Here is a 21,232-nt window from a genome sequence, read left to right as displayed (position 1 = left end):
GGGCGATGTCCTTGCCCCTAATCGCTCTCAAGGAGACTTAACCAGTGACTGACTACCGTAAGGGCCCCGTGCTGCTGCGCGGCAAGAACGTGCCGGACAGTTCCTCCTCGTCGCGCCTGCTGGACGAACATGGGGACACCGACTGGTTGCACAGCGACCCGTGGCGCGTGCTGCGGATCCAGTCCGAGTTCGTCGAGGGCTTCGGCGCGCTCGCGGAGATCGGCCCCGCGATCTCGGTGTTCGGGTCGGCGCGCACCAAGCCGGGCACCGACGACTACGCGACGGGCGAGACCATCGGCCGGCTGCTCGTCGAGGCGGGGTTCGCGGTCATCACCGGCGGCGGGCCAGGAGTCATGGAGGCCGCGAACAAGGGGGCGCATGAGGCCGGCGGCACCTCCGTCGGGCTTGGCATCGAACTGCCTCACGAGCAGGGCGTCAACCAGTACGCGAACCTCGGAATCAACTTCCGCTATTTCTTCGCCCGCAAGACCATGTTCGTCAAGTACGCGCAGGGATTCATCGTGCTGCCGGGAGGCTTCGGCACCTTCGACGAGCTATTCGAGTCGCTGACGCTGGTGCAGACCCGCACTGTCACGCGCTTCCCGATAGTCCTGGTAGGCCACCACTACTGGGACGGGCTCATCGACTGGCTGCGCGAAACCGTGCTTGCCGAGGGCACCATCTCGGAGCCCGACCTGGACCTGTTCGTCGTCACGGATGATCCTGCAGAGGCGGTCGCGATTGTGCAGGATCACGCCCAGCAGCGCGCTCAGGACCGCGCGGCCGCAGCGGCCGAGGCGGAGGGCCAGGGCATGTAGCCCGCTCCGGTGGGGCGGCGGGGGCCCCGCACTGAGAGTCCAATGCGTCACCCTGATTTTGGTAGGGTCTCGCGTCCGCGTAGAATAGTGGCCAGAGGCCGCGAATCACGCGGTCGCTCACTGCCCCAAGGAGACACACACGATGGCTGCAATGAAGCCCCGCACTGGTGACGGCCCCATGGAGGTCGTGAAAGAGGGTCGCAGCTATGTGATGCGCGTCCCGCTCGAAGGCGGCGGACGCCTGGTTGTGGAGATCACGGCCGACGAGGTCAAGGAACTCGGCGCCGCACTTAACGGTGCTATCGCCTAGCGGACCCGTCCCAACACTGTAAAAAGCCCGTGCGACTCAACGAGTTGCACGGGCTTTTGCGTATCCGCAGGTCGCCGGACTAGTCCTTGATAGCGACCAGCAGGCCGTCGCCCGAGGGCAGCAGCGTGGGGGTGAGGTTCTCGTTGTTGCGCACCGCCTTGAGCGTCTCCCGGATCGCGGTGGTGTCAGCGTCACGCTGCGCGGGGTCCGGGACCCGACCGTGCCATAGGGCGTTGTCGATGATGAGCATGCCCCCGCTGCGCAGTAGGCGCAGCGATTGCTGCAGGTAAGCGGGGTACTCGGACTTGCGGGCGTCGATGAACACCAGGTCGTAGCCGCCGTCGGTGAGGCGCGGCAGAACCTCGAGGGCCCGTCCCGTGATCATGCGAGCCCGAGTCTGGGCGAAGCCGCCCGCGGCCAGGGTCTGCTTGGCGGCCTTGTGGTGCTCGGCCTCGACATCAATGGTGGTGATCACGCCCTGCGGGTGCATGCCGCGCAGGATGTACGTGGTCGAGACGCCGGCGCCGGTGCCAATCTCGACGATCGACTTGGCGCTCATAGCGCGCGCGAGAATCTGCAGCGTGCGCCCGGTACCTGGTAGGACTGGAACGCAGCCGAGCTCGTCGGCGGCGTCACGCGCGCTCAGCAGAACGCGGTCCTCGTGGACAAAGTCCTCGGTATACGCCCAATTTGCGGCCTCGTGAGTCATGGCACACCTCCTTGGTGCATGATATCGGTCACACCCCACCAATCCCTCTTCCGCCGCGACGCGAATCATGGGAACATAGAGGTACCACCAACCGTTGAGCAGATTGTGAGGGAGGAAACCATGACTATTCAAGCCGTGCCAACAGACACCGCGTTAGCAGACACCGTGATTTCTTCCGTCACCGATGCCCCTGAGCTCCCCCCGGAGCTCACCTGGGAGCGCATCGTCGAGGAACACTCGGGTCGCGTTTACCGATTGGCGTACCACCTCACCGGCAACCAGCACGATGCTGAAGATCTCACGCAGGATGTTTTCATCCGCGTGTTCAACTCACTGTCGCAGTTCAAGCCGGGCACCTTTGAGGGTTGGCTCCACCGTATTACGACGAACCTCTTCCTCGACCGCATGCGACGCAAGAAGCGAATTCGCTTCGATTTCATGGCGGACGACGACGCGGCTGTGTCCACGTCGGACAGTTTCGACCGCCACGAGCGCTCGGGCCAGCCGGAAGACGCGTTTGAGATGTCCCACCTTGGTGACGACATTGTGGCCGCCCTCTCTGACCTGCCCCCCGAATACCGCGCGGCCATTGTGCTGAGCGACATCGAGGGCCTGTCTTACGAGGAAATTGCAGCCACGCTCGGTATCAAAATGGGTACCGTTCGTTCTCGACTGTCTCGCGCCCGCGCGAAGTTGCGCGAGTCTCTCGCGCACCGCGCTCCGGTGCGGGGTGGCGAGTGACGCAAAAGCACCTCGGAGAAAGTCTTCACGAACTGCTCGATGGCAGGATGTCTACTGCTGACGCCACCGCGGCCATGGCTCACCTCGATGAGTGCGCCGACTGCTCGGCGCGCTGGACGGAACTTCGAGACGCCCGTGAGGCCCTCAACTCATCCAGCGCGGGAATCGACATGCGCTTCGCTCAGCAGCTGCTGGACCGCGACCGTATGGCGCAGATCGCGCGCGGCGAGTCCAAGCATCGGGCAAAGGCCGCGCGCCCACGTTCGCACCGGTCTGCGAGCATCGCCTTCTCTATTCTCGTCCTCGCCGTAGCCGGTGTTGGCGCCGCGTACTACGCGGGTGGCCCAGACGAGGTCCCAGTTGAATTTGCCGCAGCGTCCGGTGACGCCGCGGATCAGAATGTCGCGTATATGGGCCCTCAGGACATGCGTTCCGGGGCCGACATGCGCGCGTGGGTCCATCCGGACTGGCAGGACAGTGGACTCGTCCCTATCGAAGCGAAGGTAGTGCGTGGCGAAAACGACGCGCGCATCCTCGTTGCCTCACTGCTCGCAGGCGTCGACCCCGTGGTCGTGACCGAGCAGCACGGCAATCTGGTACTCGAGCGCGTGGCTGAACTCCCGCGCGCCGACGTACACGGCATCGATGCCTACATCGTTCGTGTCGATCCTGCCCAGCTCGTGTGGCAAACAGGCGACATGGTGGTCTCCGTGACGTGTAATTGCGCCATGGTGACGCTAGAGACGGTGGCGGGCTACTTCCCCACTAATACCGAGCCCGGGGTCCTTGACCGGATCCAGGACGGGCTCGGCGAATTTGCCGGCACTCTCACCGGCAACTAGGCCTGAAAGGCAGTGCCCATGAATGACCCAACTTTCGCTTCCCCCACGCCCGTGGGCGGGGAGCCGGAGAAGCCAGAAACTTCCGAAGCGGCCACGCCCGACGGAGCAGTAGCGGGCGAAGCTGGGCCCGCGAGCGCCGTCGCGCCTGAGGCCCGACCGGCCCAGGCGGAAGTATTCGCGTCGGCCGAAGGTTCAAACGCGCCGCAGCCGTCGAACCAGAACGCAGGGACACAGGGGGCACCGTCTATCGACGGCGGTCACGCTGACGCCGCCGCGGTCGCGGTCGCGAGCGACGCCCCGACTGCCGAGATGACGGCCCCGCCGTTCACCTCGGACGGTCAGTGGCAGATGCCTCCTGAGGACGTTCCGCCCGCGGCTCCCAAGGCTCCGCTCGGTCGTATCCGCAAGCGCACGGTGGCGGCCATCAGCGTCGGCGCCCTTGCCCTGGGTATCCTCGGTGGCGCCGGTGGCGCCTGGGCGTACAACGAGTACGGTCCAGCCGCATCGTCAGTCGCGCTCCCGTCCGCCAACGGTATTTCCGTTGACCGGCCCGAGGGCTCGGTGCCCTCGATCGCCGCGGCCGTCATGCCGTCGGTGGTCTCGATCGAGTCCACCAGCACGGGCGAGCGCACCTCGACCGGAACCGGCTTCGTGATCCGCGAGGACGGGTACATCCTCACCAACAACCACGTGGTCGAGGGTGCAGCCGACGGCGGCGTGAAGGTTCTCAAGTCGGACGGTACTGTCCTCGACGCAGAAGTAATCGGCACGACTCCGGAATATGACCTCGCGGTGGTGAAGATCGACCAGACGGGCCTCACCCCGCTCGTGCTCGGCGACTCCGACCAGATGGTCGTCGGCGACGCCACCATCGCCGTGGGCTCGCCCCTCGGCCTCGACTCGACGGTGACGACCGGAATCATCTCCGCGCTCCACCGTCCCGTGACCGCCGGCGACGGCACGCAGGCTCCCGCGTACATCGACGCCATCCAGACGGATGCGGCGATTAACCCGGGCAACTCCGGTGGGCCCCTCATCAACTCGAGCGGCGAGGTAATCGGCATCAACTCCGCCATTGCGTCGCTCGGCGGGTCATCCACCGCGACCGCCGGCTCCGTGGGACTCGGCTTCGCGATCACGTCCAACCAGGCGCGTCGCACCGCGGAACAGCTCATCAACGACGGCGAGGCGACGTTCCCGGTCATCGGGGTGTTGCTTGACCAGACCTACACGGGCGAGGGCATCAAGGTGGTGGACGACGAGAGCGGCATCATCGCCGGCGGCCCGTCCGAGACTGCCGGCCTGCGGCCGGGAGACGTGATCACCGCGATCGACGGCCGCATCGTGACCCGGTCCGATGAGCTGGTCGTCGCCATCCGGGCACAGGCCCCGGGGGACGACGTTGAGCTTGCCGTACGACGTGGGGGCGACGACAGCATCGTCATCGTGACCCTTGGCTCAAGCGCCGATGTGGCGCTGGATAGCCAATCGGTTCCAAACCCGTCAGAATAGGTCCATGCTTTCCATCAACGGCGGGGAGATTATTGTTCTGCTCCTGATCGCAGTCATTGTGATCGGGCCGGAACGGCTCCCCGAGTACTCGCGGCAGTTGCGTTCCTGGATCGTCAAGGGACGCGACATGCTGAGTGACGGCCGGGCTACCCTCGAGCGCGAGGTTGGCGGCGACGTTGATTGGGAAAAGCTGGACCCTAGGCAGTACGACCCACGCACCATCGTGCGTGAGGCGCTGTACGAGCCGGCCTCAAAGCCCGCTCCGGCTGCGCGTCCCGCCGCGAGCACTCCGCTCGCGGCGGGCACGCCGGCCCCTTTCGATACCGAAGCCACCTAACCCGGCAGCTGAGTGTCGCGCCCGACGGTGTTGCGCCAGTGAGGAGCCGCTTGGAGGTAAGGCCCGTGTGGTGCGGAACCCGAGACCGTGACGCGTGGAGTTAAGGGCCGTTCCGCCCGGGGGTGAGGCACCCTGGACTTGGCTCGTTGCGGCGCTCCCGCGCCGGCGCGTGTAAGTGGTTTGAGAACCTGGAAGAATGGCCAGCATGACTAATCGCGTTTTCTCGGGCATGCAGCCCACCTCGGACTCACTTCAACTCGGCAACTACCTTGGTGCGCTGACGCAGTGGGTCAAGCTTCAAGACACCCACGAGGCGATCTACGCGGTAGTCGACCTGCACGCCCTCACCGTGGCGCCCGAACCCGAGGCGTTGCGCCGCCGGACGCGCGCCACCGCGGCTCAGTTCCTCGCGGCGGGCGTCGACCCCGAGAAGTCGATGGTCTTCCTGCAGTCCCACGTGCCGGAGCACGCCCAACTTGCCTGGTTGCTGAGCACCTTCACCGGGTTCGGCGAGGCCGGCCGCATGACTCAGTTCAAGGACAAGTCGGCCAAGCAAGGCGACGCCGGCACGAGCGTGGGCCTGTTCACCTATCCGGTCCTGATGGCCGCCGACATTCTGCTGTACGACACCAACGTGGTTCCCGTGGGTGAGGACCAGCGTCAGCACCTCGAGCTGTCGCGAGACCTGGCTCAGCGACTCAACTCTCGCTTTGGCGAGGGCACGGCGGTGGTGCCCGAGCCGCACATCGTCAAGGAAACCGCGAAGATCTTCGATCTCCAGGACCCCACCAAGAAGATGTCCAAGTCGTCGTCGTCCCCCAACGGGCTGATCGAGATCCTCGACGACCCCAAGGCCGTCGCAAAGCGCATCAAGTCCGCCGTCACCGACACGGACAGCGTCATCGCGTTCGACCGGGTGAACAAGCCCGGGGTGTCCAACCTCCTCACCATCTATTCGGCTCTGGACGGCCGTAGCGTCGACCAGCTGGTCGCGGACTACGAGGGCAAGATGTACGGCCACCTGAAGGTAGACCTCGCGGAGGTGGCGGTGAACTTCCTCACGCCAATTCGCGACGCGACCCTCGAGTGGATCGAGTCGCCGGACAAGCTCGACGCGGTCCTCGCGGACGGCGCGGCCAAGGCCTCGGCGATCGCCGCACCGATGCTGGCCCGTCTCTACGACCGGGTGGGGTTGCTAGCGCCCGCTCCGCACAGGTAGCCATGGCCAACAACCTGTACAGGATCGGGGCGAAGCCTGCTCACGACGATGACGCAGGAGTGATCGACAAGGGTAAGGAGGCCCTCGCCGACGCCAAGACCCTCAAGGGACGATTCGACGCGTCTCACGCGGGCCGAATGCTCGAGCGCATGAAGACCGCGAACGGCAACGTGCTAGCGGGAGGCATCGCGTACTACGCCCTTACTTCGCTGACGGCCGCCTTCGTGATCGCGATCACCATCTCCTCGTACCTCGTGCGATTCAACGAGAATTGGAATGACGCCTTCTTCTCGTATCTGGACGACACCATCCCGGGGATTGTGAAGACGGACTCGGACAGCACCGGCCTGGTAGATCCTTCCTCCATAGAGCCCGAGACGCTGACGGGCCTAGTCGGAGTGATTAGTCTCCTGGTGTTGATCAACACTGCGACGCGCTACCTGCGGGGCCTTCGCCTAGGCACGCGGGCGATGCTCGCCAACGGGTCTGCGTCGCCGGTCAAGGGCAAGCTGCGTGACTTTATCGCGTTGTTCTCCCTGGTGTTGCTGATGGTGCTGGGAATGGTGCTGCAGCTCATGGCCTCGCGTTTCGCGTCGGCTATCGGCACACTATTTGCGGATCAGCCGCTGTCCGGCTGGGCGATTCGCGGCCCCGCGTTTGCGGCTGGCGTGATCGTCGACATGGCCTTCGTCGCCCTCGTGGTCATGGTGCTGGGACACTACGTGGGCCCACGTAGGCCGTTGGTGTGGACCCTGCTCGTGACCGCGATCGCGATTGGCCTGCTGCGCCAGGGAGTGTCCTGGGTTGTGGGCAGCGCGGCAAGCAACCCCGTCCTGGGTTCGGCGACCGCGATCATCACGGTCATGATTTTCGTGTACTACGTCGCGCGAATCATCTTGTACGCCGGAGCCTGGCTGGGCACCCTGCCGCGGGACCCGCGGGCTCCCACCGACGTCGACGTGATGGAGATGGAGCCCAATCCGAGGCGAGCGCACGGTTCTGTCACTACCGCGCGGGCCACCACTCTCGACTACGGAGCGACCGCAGAGTCGCGACAGGGGAGTCTCTAGGTCTTCCTGCGCTGCCCTTGCGGGCTTGCCGCACACCCGCGGTCGTGACGCGCCCGGCGAGCTGGACTAGCTAGGCTCGAGGTGCGGCTGAACCGCTACGCGCGGGGCGCGTTGGAACGGTGCAGGAAGGCGTGGAAGTCCACCACGTCCATCGCTGAGCCGCGAAGTTCGGTCTGCTGATGGTCGGCGCGCATCCCGTCGAGGAAGATCCTCAGCTGGCGATGCATGAGGTCACGCTCGCGGTCCGTCGGAGCTCCCACCATGCCTCCCATCGAGAACATGATGAGCGCGAGGTCGCTGCCGATCACATCGGCCCGCAGGCTTCCCTCCTCCTGGGCGCGCTCCACCAAGTCCCGCAGGATGTCGGTAAGCGCGTCAGCGGGCCGGTACGTGGGATCGATGTCGTACATGCGGCGCATCACGGTGCGCATCCCTGGGAAATCTGCGAGTGCAAAAACCGCCGACTCGAGCATCGCTACCATCGAGTCCCAGGCCGTCGCCTCGGGATCCACTGGGGCGAGCGACTCGCTCAGCACCAGGACGCCGTGGTCGTAGAGGGCGCGGATCAGGTCGTCGTGAGTGGGGAAGTGTCGATACGCGGTCCCGATGCCCAGCCCCGTCTGCAGCGCGAGCTCGCGCACGGTCAGATCAGCGTCACGCTCGGCGAGAATCTCGAATCCCGCTTCGATCAGGCGGGCGCGATTCGCGACGGCGTCTTTACGTTTAACCATTCGCCGAGTCTAAGCGCGATTCGCCACGTCGGCAGAACTCCTAGATTACGCCGGTGTTGAGTGCCTTCTTTACCTCGGAGATTGCCTTGGTGACCTCGATGCCGCGGGGGCAGGCCTCGGTGCAATTGAACGCTGTGCGGCACTTCCAGACCCCGGCCTTGTCGTTCAGGATCTCGAGACGATCCCAGTCGCCGTCGTCGCGAGAGTCGAAAATGAACCGGTGCGCGCCCACGATTGCCTGGGGGCCAAAGTACTGCCCGTCAGTCCAAAACACGGGGCAGGACGTGGTGCACGCGGCGCACATGATGCACTTGGTGGTGTCGTCGAAGCGCGCACGCTCCTCGGGGCTCTGCAGACGCTCGCGCTCGGGGGTGGGGCCGGAGGCCATCAGGAACGGCATGATCTCGCGGTAGCTCGCGAAGAACGGCTCCATGTCCACGATGAGGTCCTTCTCCACCGGCAGGCCCTTGATGGGCTCGATGGTGATGGGGCGCTTGGGGTTGAGGTCCTTGAGCAGCGTCTTGCACGCGAGACGGTTCTTCGCGTTGATGCGCATGGCGTCCGAGCCGCACACCCCATGTGCGCAGGAGCGGCGGAACGCGAGCGAGCCATCCATGTCCCACTTGATCATGTGGAGCGCGTCGAGCACGCGGTCAGTGCCGTGCGCTGTGACGGTGAACTCTTCCCAGTACTCCTCGCCGGCCGGGTGGTCGGGTGTGCCGTCCGGGTCCACCCGCAGGATGCGCAGGGTGACATCGAACGACGGGATTTCGCTGGTCTTGATCGGAGCTTCGGCAGTTGCAGTCATCGGGTCCTCCGCTTAGTACTTACGTTCCATGGGCTGGTATCGCGTCACGACGACCGGCTTGGTGTCGAGGCGAATACCGTCCGCGGTCTGGTAAGCCATCGTGTGCTCCATGAAGTTCTCGTCGTCGCGAGTGGGGAAGTCCTCGCGATAGTGGCCACCGCGGCTCTCCTTGCGGCGCTCGGCGCCCAGGATCACCACCTCGGCCAGGTCCAGCAGGAAGCCCAGTTCGACAGCCTCGAGCAGGTCCGTGTTGAAACGAGCGCCACGGTCGTGGATGGCGACGTTCTTGAAGCGCTCCTTGAGCTCGATGACCAGGGCGTGTGCCTCGGCGAGCGACTCGGAGGTGCGGAACACCTGCACGTTGCGGTCCATCGTGGCCTGCAACTCGCGGCGAATATCCGCCACGCGCTCGTTGCCGTCTCCGCCTACCGTGGCGCGCAGGCGTGCCACCTGGTCCGTGACGGCGGCCGATGCATCGGCCGGGAGGTCGTGACCGGGAACCGTCAGTGCGTATTCGGCGGCGGCGATACCCGCGCGACGACCGAACACGTTGATGTCGAGCAGCGAGTTGGTGCCGAGGCGGTTGGCGCCGTGCACTGAGACGCAGGCACATTCGCCGGCCGCGTAGAGGCCCTTGATGGTGTCGTTGTTGTTGCGCAGTACCTCGGCGTTGGTCGTGGTGGGAATCCCACCCATCGCGTAGTGAGCGGTGGGAAAGACCGGTACGGGCTCGGTGTACGGCTCGACGCCCAGGTACGTGCGGGCGAACTCGGTGATGTCCGGGAGCTTCTCGTCGATGTGAGCGGGCTCGAGGTGAGTGAGGTCGAGGAGCACGTAGTCCTTATTGGGGCCACAGCCTCGTCCCTCGCGCACCTCGTTGGCCATCGCCCGCGCCACCATGTCGCGCGGTGCCAGGTCCTTGATGGTGGGCGCGTAGCGCTCCATGAAGCGCTCACCCTCCGAGTTGCGCAGGATCGCGCCCTCGCCGCGAGCCGCCTCGGACAACAGAATGCCCAGGCCCGCGAGGCCGGTTGGGTGGAACTGGAAGAACTCCATGTCCTCGAGCGGGATGCCGCGGCGTAGCGCGAGCGCCATGCCGTCCCCGGTGAGGGTGTGGGCGTTGGACGTGGTCTTGAAGACCTTGCCAGCGCCGCCGGTCGCGAAGATGACGGACTTGGCGCGGAACGTGTGGATCTGACCGGTCGACAGGTCGTACGCGACGACTCCGGACACGGCGACCTCGTCGCCCTCGGCCGACTGGGGGTCGTCGCTGAGGATCAGGTCGAGCACGTAGAACTCGTTGAAGAACTCGACCTCCTGCTTGATGCACTGCTGGTACAGGGTCTGCAGGATCATGTGACCGGTGCGGTCCGCGGCGTAGCAGGCGCGGCGCACGGCCGACTTGCCGTGGTCGCGGGTGTGGCCGCCAAAGCGACGCTGGTCGATGGTGCCGGCGGTGGTCCGGTTGAACGGCAGGCCCATGTTCTCGAGGTCGAGGACCGCTTGCACGGCCTCGTTGCAGAGGATCTCAGCGGCGTCCTGGTCGACCAGGTAGTCGCCGCCCTTGACGGTGTCGAAGATGTGCCACTCGACGGAGTCTTCCTCGACGTTGGCGAGAGCCGCAGCCATGCCGCCCTGGGCGGCGCCCGTGTGGGAGCGGGTCGGGTACAGCTTCGTGAGTACCGCGGTCTTGGCGCGCTGTGAGCTCTCGAGAGCCGCGCGCATGCCGGCGCCGCCGGCGCCGACGATCACTACGTCGTATTCGTGTTCGGTCATTACAGGTCCTCACAGAAGGTCGGGGTGCCGGGAAGGTACTGGCCCGAGGCGCCGGTGGGGCACGGGTCGAAGGTGAAAATCACGAGCGAGCCCAGCACAATGATCACGGTGACGGAGCTGGCGAGCAGCACCTTGAACGTCTTGCGCAGCCACGGGGTGCGGGCGTAGTCGTTGATGAGTAGTCGCATGCCGTTGCCGCCGTGAACCATGGCGAGCACGAGCATGACGAAGTCCCAGATCTTCCAGATCGGGGATGCCCACTTGCCCGCGACGAACGCGAAGTCGATCTGGTTGACACCGTCGCCGGTGAGCAGGTTGATGAACAGGTGCGTGAAGATCAGCACGATCAGCAGCACGCCGGAGCCGCGCATGAACAGCCACGACCACTGTTCCGCGTGGTTGCGGGAGCGGCCAGAGCGAATGGGGCGGAGGGGCTCGACCTGAGGGGTCGACGCTTCAGCGGCAGTCATCTAAGCACCTCCAAAGACGTGAGAAAGGTGTCTGGGCAGGAAGGCGAGCATCATGAGGGCGAAGATCCCCCACACGATCCACACCATGAGCCGCTGGTGCCTGAGCGCCCACGGCCAGGTGTCCACCAGGATGATCCGAATGCCGTTGAAGGCGTGCAGCACGATCGCGGCGACCAGGCCAGCTTCGACGAGGCCGTAGATGGGCGTCTTGTAGCTCTCGATCACCACGTTGTAGGCCTCGGGAGAGACACGCACGAGGGCGGTGTCGAGCACGTGCACCACTAGGAAGAAGAAGATCGCGACGCCCGTGACGCGGTGAACTACCCACATCCACATGCCTTCGCGGCCTCGATACAGCGTTGTAGCGGGTGACACAGAAACTCCTCGGTTTACTCGGAACACTATCTAGCATCCTAATGTGGTCTCCATGACTGGCTCGCACACGACTCCCAATGGCCCGGCAACTGACTCGGCGCAACCGACCTCGGCCGACGCCGACCCCGGTGTCGACGCCGAGGCCATCGCCGACTTCGTCGCGGTGATCCCCGCCGGGGGAGTGGGCTCGCGGCTGTGGCCCCTGTCGCAGCCTCACCGGCCCAAGTTTCTGCTCGACCTGATGGGCACCGGGACCACACTGATTCAGGACACGGTCGCTCGGCTTGCCCCCCTCGCGGCGCAAACGATCATCGTCACCGGGCGGCGCCACGCCGATGCGGTGGCGGCGCAGGTTCCGGGTGTCCCGGCCGCGAACATTGTGGCCGAGCCGAGCCCGCGGGACTCGATGGCCGCCATCGCCCTCGCGGCGGCGATCATCCAGCGCCGGCACGGCGACCGAATCATGGGCTCGTTCGCCGCAGATCACGTGATTGGCGAGCCCGAGGCGTTCCGAGCCGCGGTGCGCACGGCGGTGGACGCCGCCCGGACGGGCAAGGTCGTGACCATCGGGATTGCCCCAACCGAGGCATCGTCCGCATTTGGGTACATCGCGCAAGGCGACCCGCTCGCGCAGGCACCCGGCGCGTACGCGGTGCGCGAGTTCACGGAGAAGCCCGACCCGGAGACGGCGGCCTCGATGCTCGCGCGCGGCGGCTACGTGTGGAACGCGGGGATGTTCGTGGTGAGCACCTCGGTGCTGCTCAGCCACCTCGAGCGCCTCCAGCCCGGGATCTTCTCCGGGGTGACGGCGCTCGCGGCCGCCTGGGACGGCGAAAACGGGCAGGATCGCGCGGCTGCGCTCGAGCGAGTCTGGCCGTCGCTGACCAAGATCGCGATCGACCACGCCATCGCGGAACCGGTGGCAGCCGAGGGCGGCGTCGCGGTGGTTCCCGGCGCGTTCGACTGGCACGACGTGGGGGACTTCGACTCGCTCGCCGGACTGCTGACGCCTGACGAGGATGGCGTCACGCGCATCGGCCGCACGGCGCCCGTCGAGACCTTCGGCGGAACCGGCGTCGTCGTGGTGGGCGGGACGAAGGTCCTCGCGGTGGTCGGCCTCGATGACGTAGTAATAGTGGAGTCGGATGAAGCGGTCCTCATTTTGTCGCGCGCGCATGCCCAGCGCGTGAAGGAGGCGGCCGCGAAGTTCTAGCGGGAATTGTTGCGTTAGCGGGACATTTGTTGCTGATTCGTGTCCGTACCAAGGCCGGTATGGCGCTCGCGGGAAACATTTGCCGCGTAGCATTGGAATACACAAAAGCTTGGCGACCCCAGGCCCAAACAAGTGAGGAACACTCATGAAGAATGCAATTCGCATCGGCGCAGTAGTCGCAGCGTCGGCTCTCGCGCTGGCGGCATGTTCGTCGGCACCCGAGGACGACGCTTCGGCGACGCCCGCAGCAAGCGCTAGCTCGACCGAGTCCGCAATGGCCGCAGTCGACTACAAGGCCTGCATGGTCTCCGACGCTGGTGGATTCGACGACAAGTCGTTCAACCAGTCCGGCTACGAGGGCCTGACTCAGGCTGAGGGCGACCTCGGCATTGAGATCAACACCGCGGAGTCCGCTGACGAGAACGACTACAGCGGAAACATCAACGCGATGGTTTCCGACGGTTGCGACCTGATCATCACGGTTGGCTTCCTGCTCGCCGACGCGACCGCTGAGGCCGCCGCAGCAAACCCCGACGTGAACTTCGCGCTCATCGACTCGACCGTCGACCCCGCGCTCCCCAACGTTAAGCCGATCCTGTTCGAAACCGACCAGGCCGCATTCCTCGCTGGCTACGCTGCCGCGGGAACCTCCGAGTCCGGCACCATCGGAACCTTCGGTGGTCTGCCGATCCCCCCCGTCACCATCTTCATGGACGGCTACCTCGCTGGAGCTAACTACTTCAACACCGACACCGGCGCAGACGTCGCTGTCCTCGGTTGGGACGGCGAGAACGGTTCGTTCACCGACACGTTCGACGACGTGACCAAGGGTCAGACCGCAGCTCAGGGTCTCCTCGACCAGGGTGCAGACGTCATCATGCCCGTCGCAGGCCCCGTTGGCGCTGGCGCCGAGGTTGCCATCTCCGACAACGGCTCCGGCTGGTTCATCGGTGTCGACCAGGACTGGACGCTCACCACTCCCGAGTACGCGGACATCATCCTGACCTCGGTCATGAAGAACATCGGCGCAGCAGTTCACGACGTCATCCAGACCGCCGCAGTTGACGGCACGTTCGACAGCACGCCCTACGAGGGCACGCTCGAGAACGGTGGCGTTGGCCTGGCAGCACTGAACCCGGCAGTTCCTGCCGACGTCGTCAGCGCAATCGACACGATCAAGGCTGGCATCATCGACGGCTCGATCTCGGTCGCCGTTTCCTAATTCAGCATCACCCAGGCCTCTAGCCTGGGACGGAGGGTGCGCCGCCTTGGTGTGGCGCACCCTTCGTGCTTGACTGAGCAAGCAGGTGTGAAGGCAGTAGGTAAGACGCAAGAGGCAGTACGCAAGGGTAAGTAAGCAAGCATCAGGTAAGTAAGCAGTGGTAATGCGACCGGCGAAGGAGCAGGCGTGAGACTTGAGTTACGAGGGGTTACCAAGCGGTTCGGAGACTTCACCGCTAACGACAAGATTGACTTGGTTGTCGAACCCGGCACAGTCCACGCCCTGCTGGGCGAGAACGGCGCCGGCAAGTCGACACTAATGAACGTCCTGTTCGGGCTGTACGACGCGGACGAGGGCGAGATCCTGGTAGACGGCGAGCCCGCCGGATTCACAGGGCCCGGCGACGCGATGGCGGCCGGCATCGGCATGGTGCACCAGCACTTCATGCTGGTCCACCCGTTCACCGTTGCCGAGAACGTCATGCTTGGCCACGAGGAAGTCCGCGGACCCGCGAAGCTCCTCGACCTGGCTGGCGCACGCAAGCGCGTCAAGGAGATCTCCGACCAGTTCGGGTTCCACGTTGACCCCGATGCAGTGGTCGAGGACCTCTCGGTTGGCGCCCAGCAGCGCGTCGAGATTATCAAGGCGCTGTCACAGCGCGCCGAGATCCTCATCCTCGATGAGCCGACGGCAGTACTGACCCCGCAGGAGACCGATGAGCTGCTCACGATCGTGAAGCAGCTACGCGACTCCGGCACCGCGGTCGTACTCATCACTCACAAGCTTCGCGAGGTTCAGGCCGTCGCAGACACCATCACCGTGATTCGCCGCGGCAAGGTGGTCGGCACCGCCGAGCCCACCGCCACGCAGGCTGAACTCGCGTCCCTCATGGTGGGCCGCGACGTCAGCATGACGGTCGATAAGCCGGACGCTAAGCCCGGCGACGTGGTCCTCGAGGTCAAGAAGCTCACCGTACTCGACGAGGCGGGGCTAGCCCAGCTCGACGATGTGACCTTCGAGGTCCGCGCGGGAGAGATTCTCGCTGTCGCGGGAGTCCAGGGCAACGGCCAGACCGAGCTCACCGAGGCGATCCTGGGCATCGTGCCCACGGCTGCCGGAACCGTCACCCTCGACGGCGAGGTCCTGACGGGCAAGAAGATTAAGGACACTCTGCTGTCCGGGATCGGCTTTGTGCCTGAGGACCGCACCGAGGACGGGCTGGTCGCCGGCTTCAGCATCGCGAACAACCTGATCCTTGACGTCTACGACCAGGCACCGTACTCAAGAGGCGGAGCCTTGCGCCCCGGCGTGATTCGCAGCGAGGCCGAGAAGCACGTCGAGCAGTTCGACGTCCGCACCACTGGTGTCGACGCCACCGCAGGATCGCTCTCCGGCGGAAACCAGCAGAAGGTGGTCCTGGCGCGTGAACTCTCGCGTCCGCTCAAGCTGCTGATCGCTTCTCAGCCCACCCGTGGGCTCGACGTGGGCTCGATTGAGTTCGTCCACAAGCGCATCGTTCAAGAGCGCGACAACGGCGCAGCAGTCATCATCGTCAGCTCCGAGCTGGACGAGGTCATTGCGCTCGCCGACCGTATCGCCGTGATGTATCACGGCAAGATTGTGAGCATCGTTCCGCCTGACACAGACCGCGACACCCTTGGTCTGATGATGGCCGGAGCGCACGAGGAGGACTCAGCGTGAGCGACGACAAGAAGAAGCCGGCAAAGTCCGGCGCCGACGTAGACACGATCGCCGCGAGTGGCGACGGGGGCGACGATGTCACCACGGCCGTGACCGGCTCGGACGGCGAGGGACAGGAGTCTCGTTCAGACGAGGCTCGCTCGGTGATGCGCCAGATCGCGGAGAGCTCTACGCTCGTCGTGATCATGGCGATCGTCGCGTCGCTGATCCTGGGTGGACTGCTGATTGTGCTCGCCTCGGAAGAGGTCAGGTCCGCGGCTGGATACTTCTTCTCCAGGCCGGGCGACATGCTCTCCGCGGTGTGGACCTCGGTATCGAGCGCCTACTCCGCCATGTGGGAAGGCGCGTTCTTCAACGCCGGCGCGGACGACTTCTCGGGCAAGATTAGCCCGCTGATGCAGACGCTGACCATGGCCACCCCGCTGATTCTCGCGGGACTCGGCCTGGGCATCGGCTTCCGTGCTGGACTCTTCAACATCGGTGCGCAGGGACAGATCCTGATCGGCGCGACCTTGGGCGCCATGGTCGGGTTCATGTGGCACCTGCCCGTCGGCCTGCACCTCCTAGTCGCGGTGATCGGTACCGCTATCGGTGGCGCGATCTGGGGATTCATCCCCGGTATTTTGAAGGCCAGGACTGGAGCGCACGAGGTCATCACGACCATCATGCTGAATTACATCGCGCTCAACTTGGTCGCGTACCTGCTGTCGCTGGACGCTTTCCAGCGACCCGGTAGCGACAACCCGCAGAGCCCCATCGTCGACAGCTCCGCGCAGTACCCGGCGATCTTCGGCTCGCAGTTCCCGCTGCACCTGGGCTTCATCCTCGCCCTGGCCACGGCCTGGGGTGTGTGGTGGCTGATGGAACGCTCCACGCTCGGGTTCCAGTTCCGCGCCGTCGGAGCGAACCCGGCCGCATCGCGCACTGCAGGTATGAGTGTCGCCAAGTCGACCGTGCTCGTCATGGTCATCGCGGGTGGGCTCGCGGGACTCGCTGGTTCCGCGCAGATTCTAGGGACGCAGCCGTCGCTGTCGACCGGAATCGCCGCCTCGTTCGGATTCGACGCCATCACCGTCGCGCTGCTCGGCCGGTCGCGGCCGCTCGGCATCGTCTTTGCCGCCGTCCTCTTCGGAGGGCTCAAGGCGGCGGGACCTGCGCTCCAGGTGCAGGCGGGTCTTCCCATCGACATCGTGCTCGTTGTCCAGTCGCTGATCGTGCTGTTCATCGCCGCGCCGCCGCTGGTGAGGTTCCTGTTCCGATTGCCCAGTCCCAAGGTTGTTAAGGAGGTAGCGGTATGACCGCCATCGCTCCAGCGTCAACTGCGCCGCTTGAAAGCGCGCCGGTCACTGCAGCTAAGCAGTGGCGTAGCCCCATCATTCTCGGTGTGGTCGCACTTATCTCGCTCTTCATCTTCGGGTTCGGCTCGGCCTCCGGGGACACCACCTCGTTCTCCATCTCGCGCTCCACCGACTTCTTCACGGTCGACACCTTCGCGGTGCCGTCCCGCATCGCCGCGATTCTCGCGTCCCTGCTCGCGCTCGCCCTTGCCGGCTACAGCGCGTGGTGCGTGGCGCAGTCCCGCAAGCCCGGCTGGTGGCTGCCCGTAGTATTCGGCGTCGCCATCATGTTCGCCCTGCTCACTTGGGCGGGCGCGGGCCGCGGTGCGACGGACATCAAGATCACGGCGCTGCTGACCGGCGCCATCGTCCTCAGCGTGCCGCTCGTGTTCGGCGCACTTTCCGGCGTGGTGTGTGAGCGTTCCGGAATCATCAACATCGCGATCGAGGGGCAGCTGCTAGCAGGCGCCTTCCTCGCCGCGGTGGTCGCGTCTGCCACGGGTAACGCGTACATCGGACTGATCGCGGCGCCGCTTGCCGGCGCACTGGTCGGCCTGATGCTCGCCCTGTTCGCGGTCAAGTATTGGGTCAACCAGATCGTGGTTGGCGTGGTGCTGAACGTGCTGGTGATCGGTGTCACGAACTTCCTGTTCGGAACGCTGCTGCGCGACAACAAGGACCTGAACCAGAACATCGGCATGTCAGACCTGCCGATTCCGCTGCTGTCCAAGATCCCCGTCATCGGCCCCGTGCTGTTCGACCACAACCTGCTGGTGTACCTCATGTACGTCGCAGTCGCGGTGCTCAGCACGATGCTCTTCAAGTCCCGTTGGGGCCTGCGTGTGCGGGCCGTCGGCGAGCACCCGAAGGCAGCCGACACCGTGGGTATCAAGGTGAACCGCACCCGCGTGCGCAACACGATCCTCGGTGGCGCAATCGCCGGACTCGGCGGCGCGTTCTTCACCGTCGCCTCCGGACTCGCGTTCGGTAAGGAGATGACGGCGGGTAGCGGTTATATCGCCCTCGCCGCCATGATCCTGGGTCGCTGGCGTCCCAAGGGTGCGCTCGCCGCGGCAGTGCTATTTGGCTTCGCGATCGCGCTCAAGGACCAGCTGGGAATCATCGGCTCGCCCATCCCATCGCAGTTCCTTGCGATGCTCCCGTACCTCGCCACCATCTTTGCCGTGGCCGGACTCGTGGGACACGCGCGTCCCCCGGCGGCAGAGGGCATCCCCTACAAGAAGTGAGCGTCATGACGCACATCGACTGGGAGGCACTTCGCCACGCTGCGCGCGCGGTGACGGCCTCCGCCTATGTTCCCTACTCGCGGTACCCGGTTGGGGCCGCGGGGCTGACAGACGACGGCCGCGTCATTGCGGGCTGCAACGTCGAGAACGCCTCGTACGGTCTCACGCTGTGTGCGGAATGCGCCGTGGTATCCCAGTTACACTCGTCGGGCGGTGGACGCCTGGTGGCGCTGGCATGCGTGGACGGGAACGGCGAAGTGCTGACCCCGTGCGGCCGATGCCGTCAATTACTTTTCGAGCACGGCGGGCCGACCATGCTGGTCGACGCCGCGGACGGTCCAGTGACCGTCGACTTCTTACTACCCGGGGCTTTTGGCCCTGATCACCTGGAGGAATTTCATGGCTGAGCGTCACGACGCTGTTTCCGTCATCGTCACTAAGCGTGACGGTGGAACGCTGAGCGACGACCAGATCGACTGGGTGGTCGATGCCTACACTCGCGGCGTAGTGGCGGACGAGCAGATGAGCTCCCTCACCATGGCCATCCTGCAGCGCGGCATGACGCGTGCGGAGATCGCGCGATGGACCGCCGCGATGATCGCCTCCGGCGAGCGCCTGGACTTCACCGACCTGGGAATGCCTACCGCGGACAAGCACTCGACCGGCGGAGTGGGCGACAAGATCACGCTCCCGCTGGCGCCTTTGGTCGCGGTCTACGGCGTGGCTGTTCCGCAGCTGTCCGGCCGCGGACTGGGTCACACTGGCGGAACCCTCGACAAGCTGGAGTCCATCCCCGGCTGGCGCGCGGACATGTCCAATGCCCAGATGCGTCAGCAGCTGGTCGACGTCGGCGCGGTCATTTGCGCGGCGGGCACGGGTCTGGCACCCGCGGACAAGAAGCTGTATGCGCTGCGCGACGTGACGGGCACGGTCGAGTCGATCCCCATGATCTCCGCCTCCATCATGTCCAAGAAGATCGCCGAGGGAACCGGAGCACTGGTCCTCGACGTCAAGGTGGGTACGGGCGCCTTCATGAAGAACATCGAGGACGCGCGCGAGCTGGCGCGGACGATGGTCGACCTTGGCACCGACGCAGGCGTGGTGACCACCGCGCTACTGACTGACATGTCTACTCCGCTGGGCCGCGGCATCGGCAACGCGATGGAGGTGACCGAGTCGGTCGAGGTGCTCGCCGGTGGCGGGCCCGCCGACGTGGTCGAACTGACAGTGGAGTTGGCACGCGCGATGCTAGAGGGCGCCGGAATCACCGGTGTTGACCCGGCAGAGGCGCTTCGCGACGGCCGCGCCATGGACAAGTGGCGCCAGATGATTTCCGCTCAGGGCGGCGACCCCGACGCGCCTATGCCTACGGCACCGCACGTCGAGGAAGTACGCGCCGAGGCCGACGGCTACATCACCAAGTTGGACGCGATGGGCGCTGGCATGGCTGCCTGGCGCCTTGGCGCGGGCCGCGCGCGCAAGGACGAAGTGCTCGACCTGACCGCTGGCGTGTTCCTGCACAAGACGCTTGGCGACGAGGTGCGTAAGGGCGACGTCATCATGACGCTGCACGCCGCTGATGAGGGCCGGATGCCGCGTGGTTTGTCTGCGCTCGACGAGGCGTGCGGGGGCGCGGGCACGGTCGAGATTGGCTCCGCACCCGTGGAGCGCACGATCATTCTGGACCGCATCGGCGCAACGGGAGCACCAGGGACGGCTCGATAGCGTATGTCCTGGTCGCTAACCGCGTCGGGGGCCAAGATTGCTAAGTCCGTAGGACTGCGGGGGAGTTGGCGCTCACCCGCAACGGTGGCGCACGCCCAGAGCGTGGCGAGCCGCGACGTGCGGTCGGCAGGGGACACCGTCTACGCGCGGGTGTTTATCGCGCGGTCGGCGGCGTCCAGTCCCGCGGATCGCAAGGCTCTGGCGGCCTGCCGCGACCAGGTTGTCGTGGACGCCGACGTGATCGAGCGCGCGGCCGCAACGGGAGCTCCCTTGGCCGCGATAGCGGCGCTTGCCGAAGGTTGGGAGAGGCTGCCGGAAGCGGCGCGCGGGCACGTGCGCAACCCGTTGGGCAGGAGCACCCCGGGGCCGGTGGTGTGGGGCGAGACCCGTGCGGTACAGGTGGACCAGACCACGTGCGGCGCCGCGGTTATTGTCATGGGGCTGATGATGACGGATCCCTTCGTGGCGCTCTGGGTGAGCACGGGCAGGCTCCTCGCCGACTACGTCCCGTCCGAGGTCGCCGCGATCGAGGATCTGGGGAACTCTCACCGCTCGATCGAGTCTCGGTGGCAGGCGCTGCAGCGCTCCGTTCACCACGCGAGCACGCGCCGAGGCTTGCTTGGCATGCCCTGGCCACGTGCGCTTGGCACCCCACCCTGGCGCGTGGACAACGTCACCAAGGTGGCCGGGCTGAGGTTCGAGGTCGCGATGCTCGACGACTCGAGCGTCGACGACGTGAGCGCGATGATCGCCCACGCATCGGCCGCGTTGCGGGAGTCGATTCCGGTGGCGATGTATGTGGGGGGAGACGCCCGCATGGGGATTTCGGCGGTGGTGCCGCGCCATGTGGTGCTGCTGACCTCGGTGACCTCCCATGTTTTCCTGGTCTACGAGCCCTCCTCGGGGGAGCTCCGTGAGCTGCCTGCGGTGCTGTGGCTCGAGGACGGGTCGGTACGCCCTGCGCTCGGGTTCTGGAACCGCATTTGTTGCCTGGTGCTGCCGGTGCCGCGCAAGCGCGACTAGGACAGTTTCAGTGCTGCTCCAACGGCGCCGGCTCCTACACTTGAGG

General features: G+C 65.6%; 22 protein-coding genes. 16 read left to right on the top strand and 6 right to left on the bottom strand.

From position 1 onward, the window contains the following. Window positions 1-44: 44 nt before the first annotated feature. Both ACQU6B_RS10560 and ACQU6B_RS10555 read left to right on the top strand, forming a co-directional pair. Window positions 45-818 carry a TIGR00730 family Rossman fold protein gene (locus tag ACQU6B_RS10560; RefSeq protein ID WP_430867510.1) on the top strand — a complete coding sequence of 258 codons (774 nt, stop codon included), beginning with the start codon at window positions 45-47 and terminating at the stop codon, window positions 816-818. Window positions 819-960: 142 nt separating this feature from the next. Further along, window positions 961-1,128 carry a DUF3117 domain-containing protein gene (locus tag ACQU6B_RS10555; RefSeq protein ID WP_084622196.1) on the top strand — a complete coding sequence of 56 codons (168 nt, stop codon included), beginning with the start codon at window positions 961-963 and terminating at the stop codon, window positions 1,126-1,128. A 79-nt stretch (window positions 1,129-1,207) separates the two neighbouring features. Here the strand turns inward: ACQU6B_RS10555 and ACQU6B_RS10550 are convergent, their stop codons facing one another. After that, window positions 1,208-1,837, bottom strand: coding sequence for an O-methyltransferase (locus ACQU6B_RS10550; protein WP_430867509.1), 630 nt, complete (start codon window positions 1,835-1,837; stop codon window positions 1,208-1,210). Window positions 1,838-1,957: 120 nt separating this feature from the next. Between ACQU6B_RS10550 and sigE the strand changes: the two genes are divergently transcribed. The 6 genes from sigE (at window position 1,958) to ACQU6B_RS10520 (ending at window position 7,558) form a co-directional block, all read left to right on the top strand. Continuing rightward, the gene (sigE, locus tag ACQU6B_RS10545; protein ID WP_430867508.1) at window positions 1,958-2,578 is read left to right on the top strand and encodes an RNA polymerase sigma factor SigE; all 621 of its coding nucleotides are present in this window, start codon (window positions 1,958-1,960) and stop codon (window positions 2,576-2,578) included. A 47-nt stretch (window positions 2,579-2,625) separates the two neighbouring features. Beyond that, window positions 2,626-3,420, top strand: coding sequence for a hypothetical protein (locus tag ACQU6B_RS10540; RefSeq protein WP_430867507.1), 795 nt, complete (start codon window positions 2,626-2,628; stop codon window positions 3,418-3,420). Between the two features lie 18 nt (window positions 3,421-3,438). Continuing rightward, window positions 3,439-4,932 (top strand): trypsin-like peptidase domain-containing protein, encoded by a 1,494-nt coding sequence (locus ACQU6B_RS10535; protein WP_430867506.1) that lies wholly within the window; start codon window positions 3,439-3,441, stop codon window positions 4,930-4,932. A 4-nt stretch (window positions 4,933-4,936) separates the two neighbouring features. After that, window positions 4,937-5,269: a twin-arginine translocase TatA/TatE family subunit gene (locus ACQU6B_RS10530; RefSeq protein WP_430867505.1), complete on the top strand. Its 333-nt coding sequence runs from the start codon at window positions 4,937-4,939 to the stop codon at window positions 5,267-5,269. 196 nt (window positions 5,270-5,465) lie between these two features. After that, the gene (gene trpS / locus ACQU6B_RS10525) at window positions 5,466-6,488 is read left to right on the top strand and encodes a tryptophan--tRNA ligase (RefSeq protein WP_430867504.1); all 1,023 of its coding nucleotides are present in this window, start codon (window positions 5,466-5,468) and stop codon (window positions 6,486-6,488) included. Between the two features lie 2 nt (window positions 6,489-6,490). Then, window positions 6,491-7,558 carry a YihY/virulence factor BrkB family protein gene (locus ACQU6B_RS10520; protein ID WP_430867503.1) on the top strand — a complete coding sequence of 356 codons (1,068 nt, stop codon included), beginning with the start codon at window positions 6,491-6,493 and terminating at the stop codon, window positions 7,556-7,558. Between the two features lie 95 nt (window positions 7,559-7,653). Here ACQU6B_RS10520 and ACQU6B_RS10515 read toward each other — a convergent pair whose 3' ends face one another. Genes ACQU6B_RS10515 through sdhC form a run of 5 tightly spaced genes read right to left on the bottom strand, consistent with a single transcriptional unit; the run spans window position 7,654 to window position 11,679 of the window. Next, complete coding sequence (locus ACQU6B_RS10515) at window positions 7,654-8,289, bottom strand: TetR/AcrR family transcriptional regulator (protein WP_430867502.1); 636 nt, start codon at window positions 8,287-8,289, stop codon at window positions 7,654-7,656. 40 nt (window positions 8,290-8,329) lie between these two features. Then, window positions 8,330-9,097 carry a succinate dehydrogenase iron-sulfur subunit gene (locus ACQU6B_RS10510; RefSeq protein ID WP_430867501.1) on the bottom strand — a complete coding sequence of 256 codons (768 nt, stop codon included), beginning with the start codon at window positions 9,095-9,097 and terminating at the stop codon, window positions 8,330-8,332. A 12-nt stretch (window positions 9,098-9,109) separates the two neighbouring features. Beyond that, complete coding sequence (gene sdhA / locus ACQU6B_RS10505) at window positions 9,110-10,873, bottom strand: succinate dehydrogenase flavoprotein subunit (protein WP_430867500.1); 1,764 nt, start codon at window positions 10,871-10,873, stop codon at window positions 9,110-9,112. Further along, window positions 10,873-11,343: a succinate dehydrogenase hydrophobic membrane anchor subunit gene (locus tag ACQU6B_RS10500; protein ID WP_430867499.1), complete on the bottom strand. Its 471-nt coding sequence runs from the start codon at window positions 11,341-11,343 to the stop codon at window positions 10,873-10,875. The genes sdhA and ACQU6B_RS10500 overlap by 1 nt, the downstream gene beginning before the upstream one ends. After that, window positions 11,344-11,679: a succinate dehydrogenase, cytochrome b556 subunit gene (sdhC, locus tag ACQU6B_RS10495; protein WP_430869238.1), complete on the bottom strand. Its 336-nt coding sequence runs from the start codon at window positions 11,677-11,679 to the stop codon at window positions 11,344-11,346. It lies immediately after the preceding gene. Window positions 11,680-11,770: 91 nt separating this feature from the next. Here sdhC and ACQU6B_RS10490 point away from each other — a divergent pair, with 91 nt between their 5' ends. The 8 genes from ACQU6B_RS10490 to ACQU6B_RS10455 all read left to right on the top strand — a co-directional run bounded on the left by ACQU6B_RS10490 (window position 11,771) and on the right by ACQU6B_RS10455 (window position 21,186). After that, window positions 11,771-12,931: a mannose-1-phosphate guanylyltransferase gene (locus tag ACQU6B_RS10490; protein ID WP_430869237.1), complete on the top strand. Its 1,161-nt coding sequence runs from the start codon at window positions 11,771-11,773 to the stop codon at window positions 12,929-12,931. 145 nt (window positions 12,932-13,076) lie between these two features. Next, entirely contained in the window at window positions 13,077-14,153 is a 1,077-nt protein-coding gene (locus tag ACQU6B_RS10485; protein WP_430867498.1) for a BMP family lipoprotein, read from the top strand. A gap of 186 nt (window positions 14,154-14,339) precedes the next feature. Beyond that, a complete protein-coding gene (locus tag ACQU6B_RS10480) occupies window positions 14,340-15,854 on the top strand; it encodes an ABC transporter ATP-binding protein (protein ID WP_430867497.1) in 1,515 nt (504 codons plus the stop codon). Continuing rightward, the gene (locus ACQU6B_RS10475) at window positions 15,851-17,152 is read left to right on the top strand and encodes an ABC transporter permease (protein ID WP_430867496.1); all 1,302 of its coding nucleotides are present in this window, start codon (window positions 15,851-15,853) and stop codon (window positions 17,150-17,152) included. The genes ACQU6B_RS10480 and ACQU6B_RS10475 overlap by 4 nt, the downstream gene beginning before the upstream one ends. Beyond that, complete coding sequence (locus tag ACQU6B_RS10470; RefSeq protein WP_430867495.1) at window positions 17,149-18,438, top strand: ABC transporter permease; 1,290 nt, start codon at window positions 17,149-17,151, stop codon at window positions 18,436-18,438. The genes ACQU6B_RS10475 and ACQU6B_RS10470 overlap by 4 nt, the downstream gene beginning before the upstream one ends. Window positions 18,439-18,443: 5 nt before the next feature. Further along, window positions 18,444-18,845, top strand: coding sequence for a cytidine deaminase (locus ACQU6B_RS10465; protein WP_430867494.1), 402 nt, complete (start codon window positions 18,444-18,446; stop codon window positions 18,843-18,845). Then, entirely contained in the window at window positions 18,838-20,163 is a 1,326-nt protein-coding gene (locus ACQU6B_RS10460; protein WP_430867493.1) for a thymidine phosphorylase, read from the top strand. The genes ACQU6B_RS10465 and ACQU6B_RS10460 overlap by 8 nt, the downstream gene beginning before the upstream one ends. 3 nt (window positions 20,164-20,166) lie before the next feature. Beyond that, window positions 20,167-21,186, top strand: a complete 1,020-nt coding sequence (locus tag ACQU6B_RS10455) for a hypothetical protein (protein ID WP_430867492.1) — start codon at window positions 20,167-20,169, stop codon at window positions 21,184-21,186. Window positions 21,187-21,232 lie beyond the last annotated feature (46 nt).

This window comes from Demequina aurantiaca, from assembly GCF_050598105.1.
In the GTDB taxonomy this organism is placed as follows: domain Bacteria; phylum Actinomycetota; class Actinomycetes; order Actinomycetales; family Demequinaceae; genus Demequina; species Demequina aurantiaca_A.
This window is presented reverse-complemented; position numbering and strand designations above follow the sequence as displayed.

What these genes read in the sequence shown, in the direction of transcription:
- ACQU6B_RS10530 (WP_430867505.1), top strand. Translation starts at nt 4,937, where the DNA reads ATGCTTTCCATCAACGGCGGGGAGATTATTGTTCTGCTCCTGATCGCA.
- ACQU6B_RS10500 (WP_430867499.1), bottom strand. Translation starts at nt 11,343, where the DNA reads ATGACTGCCGCTGAAGCGTCGACCCCTCAGGTCGAGCCCCTCCGCCCC.
- ACQU6B_RS10470 (WP_430867495.1), top strand. Translation starts at nt 17,149, where the DNA reads ATGACCGCCATCGCTCCAGCGTCAACTGCGCCGCTTGAAAGCGCGCCG.
- ACQU6B_RS10535 (WP_430867506.1), top strand. Translation starts at nt 3,439, where the DNA reads ATGAATGACCCAACTTTCGCTTCCCCCACGCCCGTGGGCGGGGAGCCG.
- ACQU6B_RS10540 (WP_430867507.1), top strand. Translation starts at nt 2,626, where the DNA reads ATGTCTACTGCTGACGCCACCGCGGCCATGGCTCACCTCGATGAGTGC.
- ACQU6B_RS10485 (WP_430867498.1), top strand. Translation starts at nt 13,077, where the DNA reads ATGAAGAATGCAATTCGCATCGGCGCAGTAGTCGCAGCGTCGGCTCTC.
- sdhC (WP_430869238.1), bottom strand. Translation starts at nt 11,679, where the DNA reads ATGTGGATGTGGGTAGTTCACCGCGTCACGGGCGTCGCGATCTTCTTC.
- ACQU6B_RS10550 (WP_430867509.1), bottom strand. Translation starts at nt 1,837, where the DNA reads ATGACTCACGAGGCCGCAAATTGGGCGTATACCGAGGACTTTGTCCAC.
- trpS (WP_430867504.1), top strand. Translation starts at nt 5,466, where the DNA reads ATGGCCAGCATGACTAATCGCGTTTTCTCGGGCATGCAGCCCACCTCG.
- ACQU6B_RS10555 (WP_084622196.1), top strand. Translation starts at nt 961, where the DNA reads ATGGCTGCAATGAAGCCCCGCACTGGTGACGGCCCCATGGAGGTCGTG.
- ACQU6B_RS10520 (WP_430867503.1), top strand. Translation starts at nt 6,491, where the DNA reads ATGGCCAACAACCTGTACAGGATCGGGGCGAAGCCTGCTCACGACGAT.
- sdhA (WP_430867500.1), bottom strand. Translation starts at nt 10,873, where the DNA reads ATGACCGAACACGAATACGACGTAGTGATCGTCGGCGCCGGCGGCGCC.
- ACQU6B_RS10460 (WP_430867493.1), top strand. Translation starts at nt 18,838, where the DNA reads ATGGCTGAGCGTCACGACGCTGTTTCCGTCATCGTCACTAAGCGTGAC.
- ACQU6B_RS10465 (WP_430867494.1), top strand. Translation starts at nt 18,444, where the DNA reads ATGACGCACATCGACTGGGAGGCACTTCGCCACGCTGCGCGCGCGGTG.
- ACQU6B_RS10490 (WP_430869237.1), top strand. Translation starts at nt 11,771, where the DNA reads ATGACTGGCTCGCACACGACTCCCAATGGCCCGGCAACTGACTCGGCG.
- ACQU6B_RS10510 (WP_430867501.1), bottom strand. Translation starts at nt 9,097, where the DNA reads ATGACTGCAACTGCCGAAGCTCCGATCAAGACCAGCGAAATCCCGTCG.
- ACQU6B_RS10515 (WP_430867502.1), bottom strand. Translation starts at nt 8,289, where the DNA reads ATGGTTAAACGTAAAGACGCCGTCGCGAATCGCGCCCGCCTGATCGAA.
- sigE (WP_430867508.1), top strand. Translation starts at nt 1,958, where the DNA reads ATGACTATTCAAGCCGTGCCAACAGACACCGCGTTAGCAGACACCGTG.
- ACQU6B_RS10455 (WP_430867492.1), top strand. Translation starts at nt 20,167, where the DNA reads ATGTCCTGGTCGCTAACCGCGTCGGGGGCCAAGATTGCTAAGTCCGTA.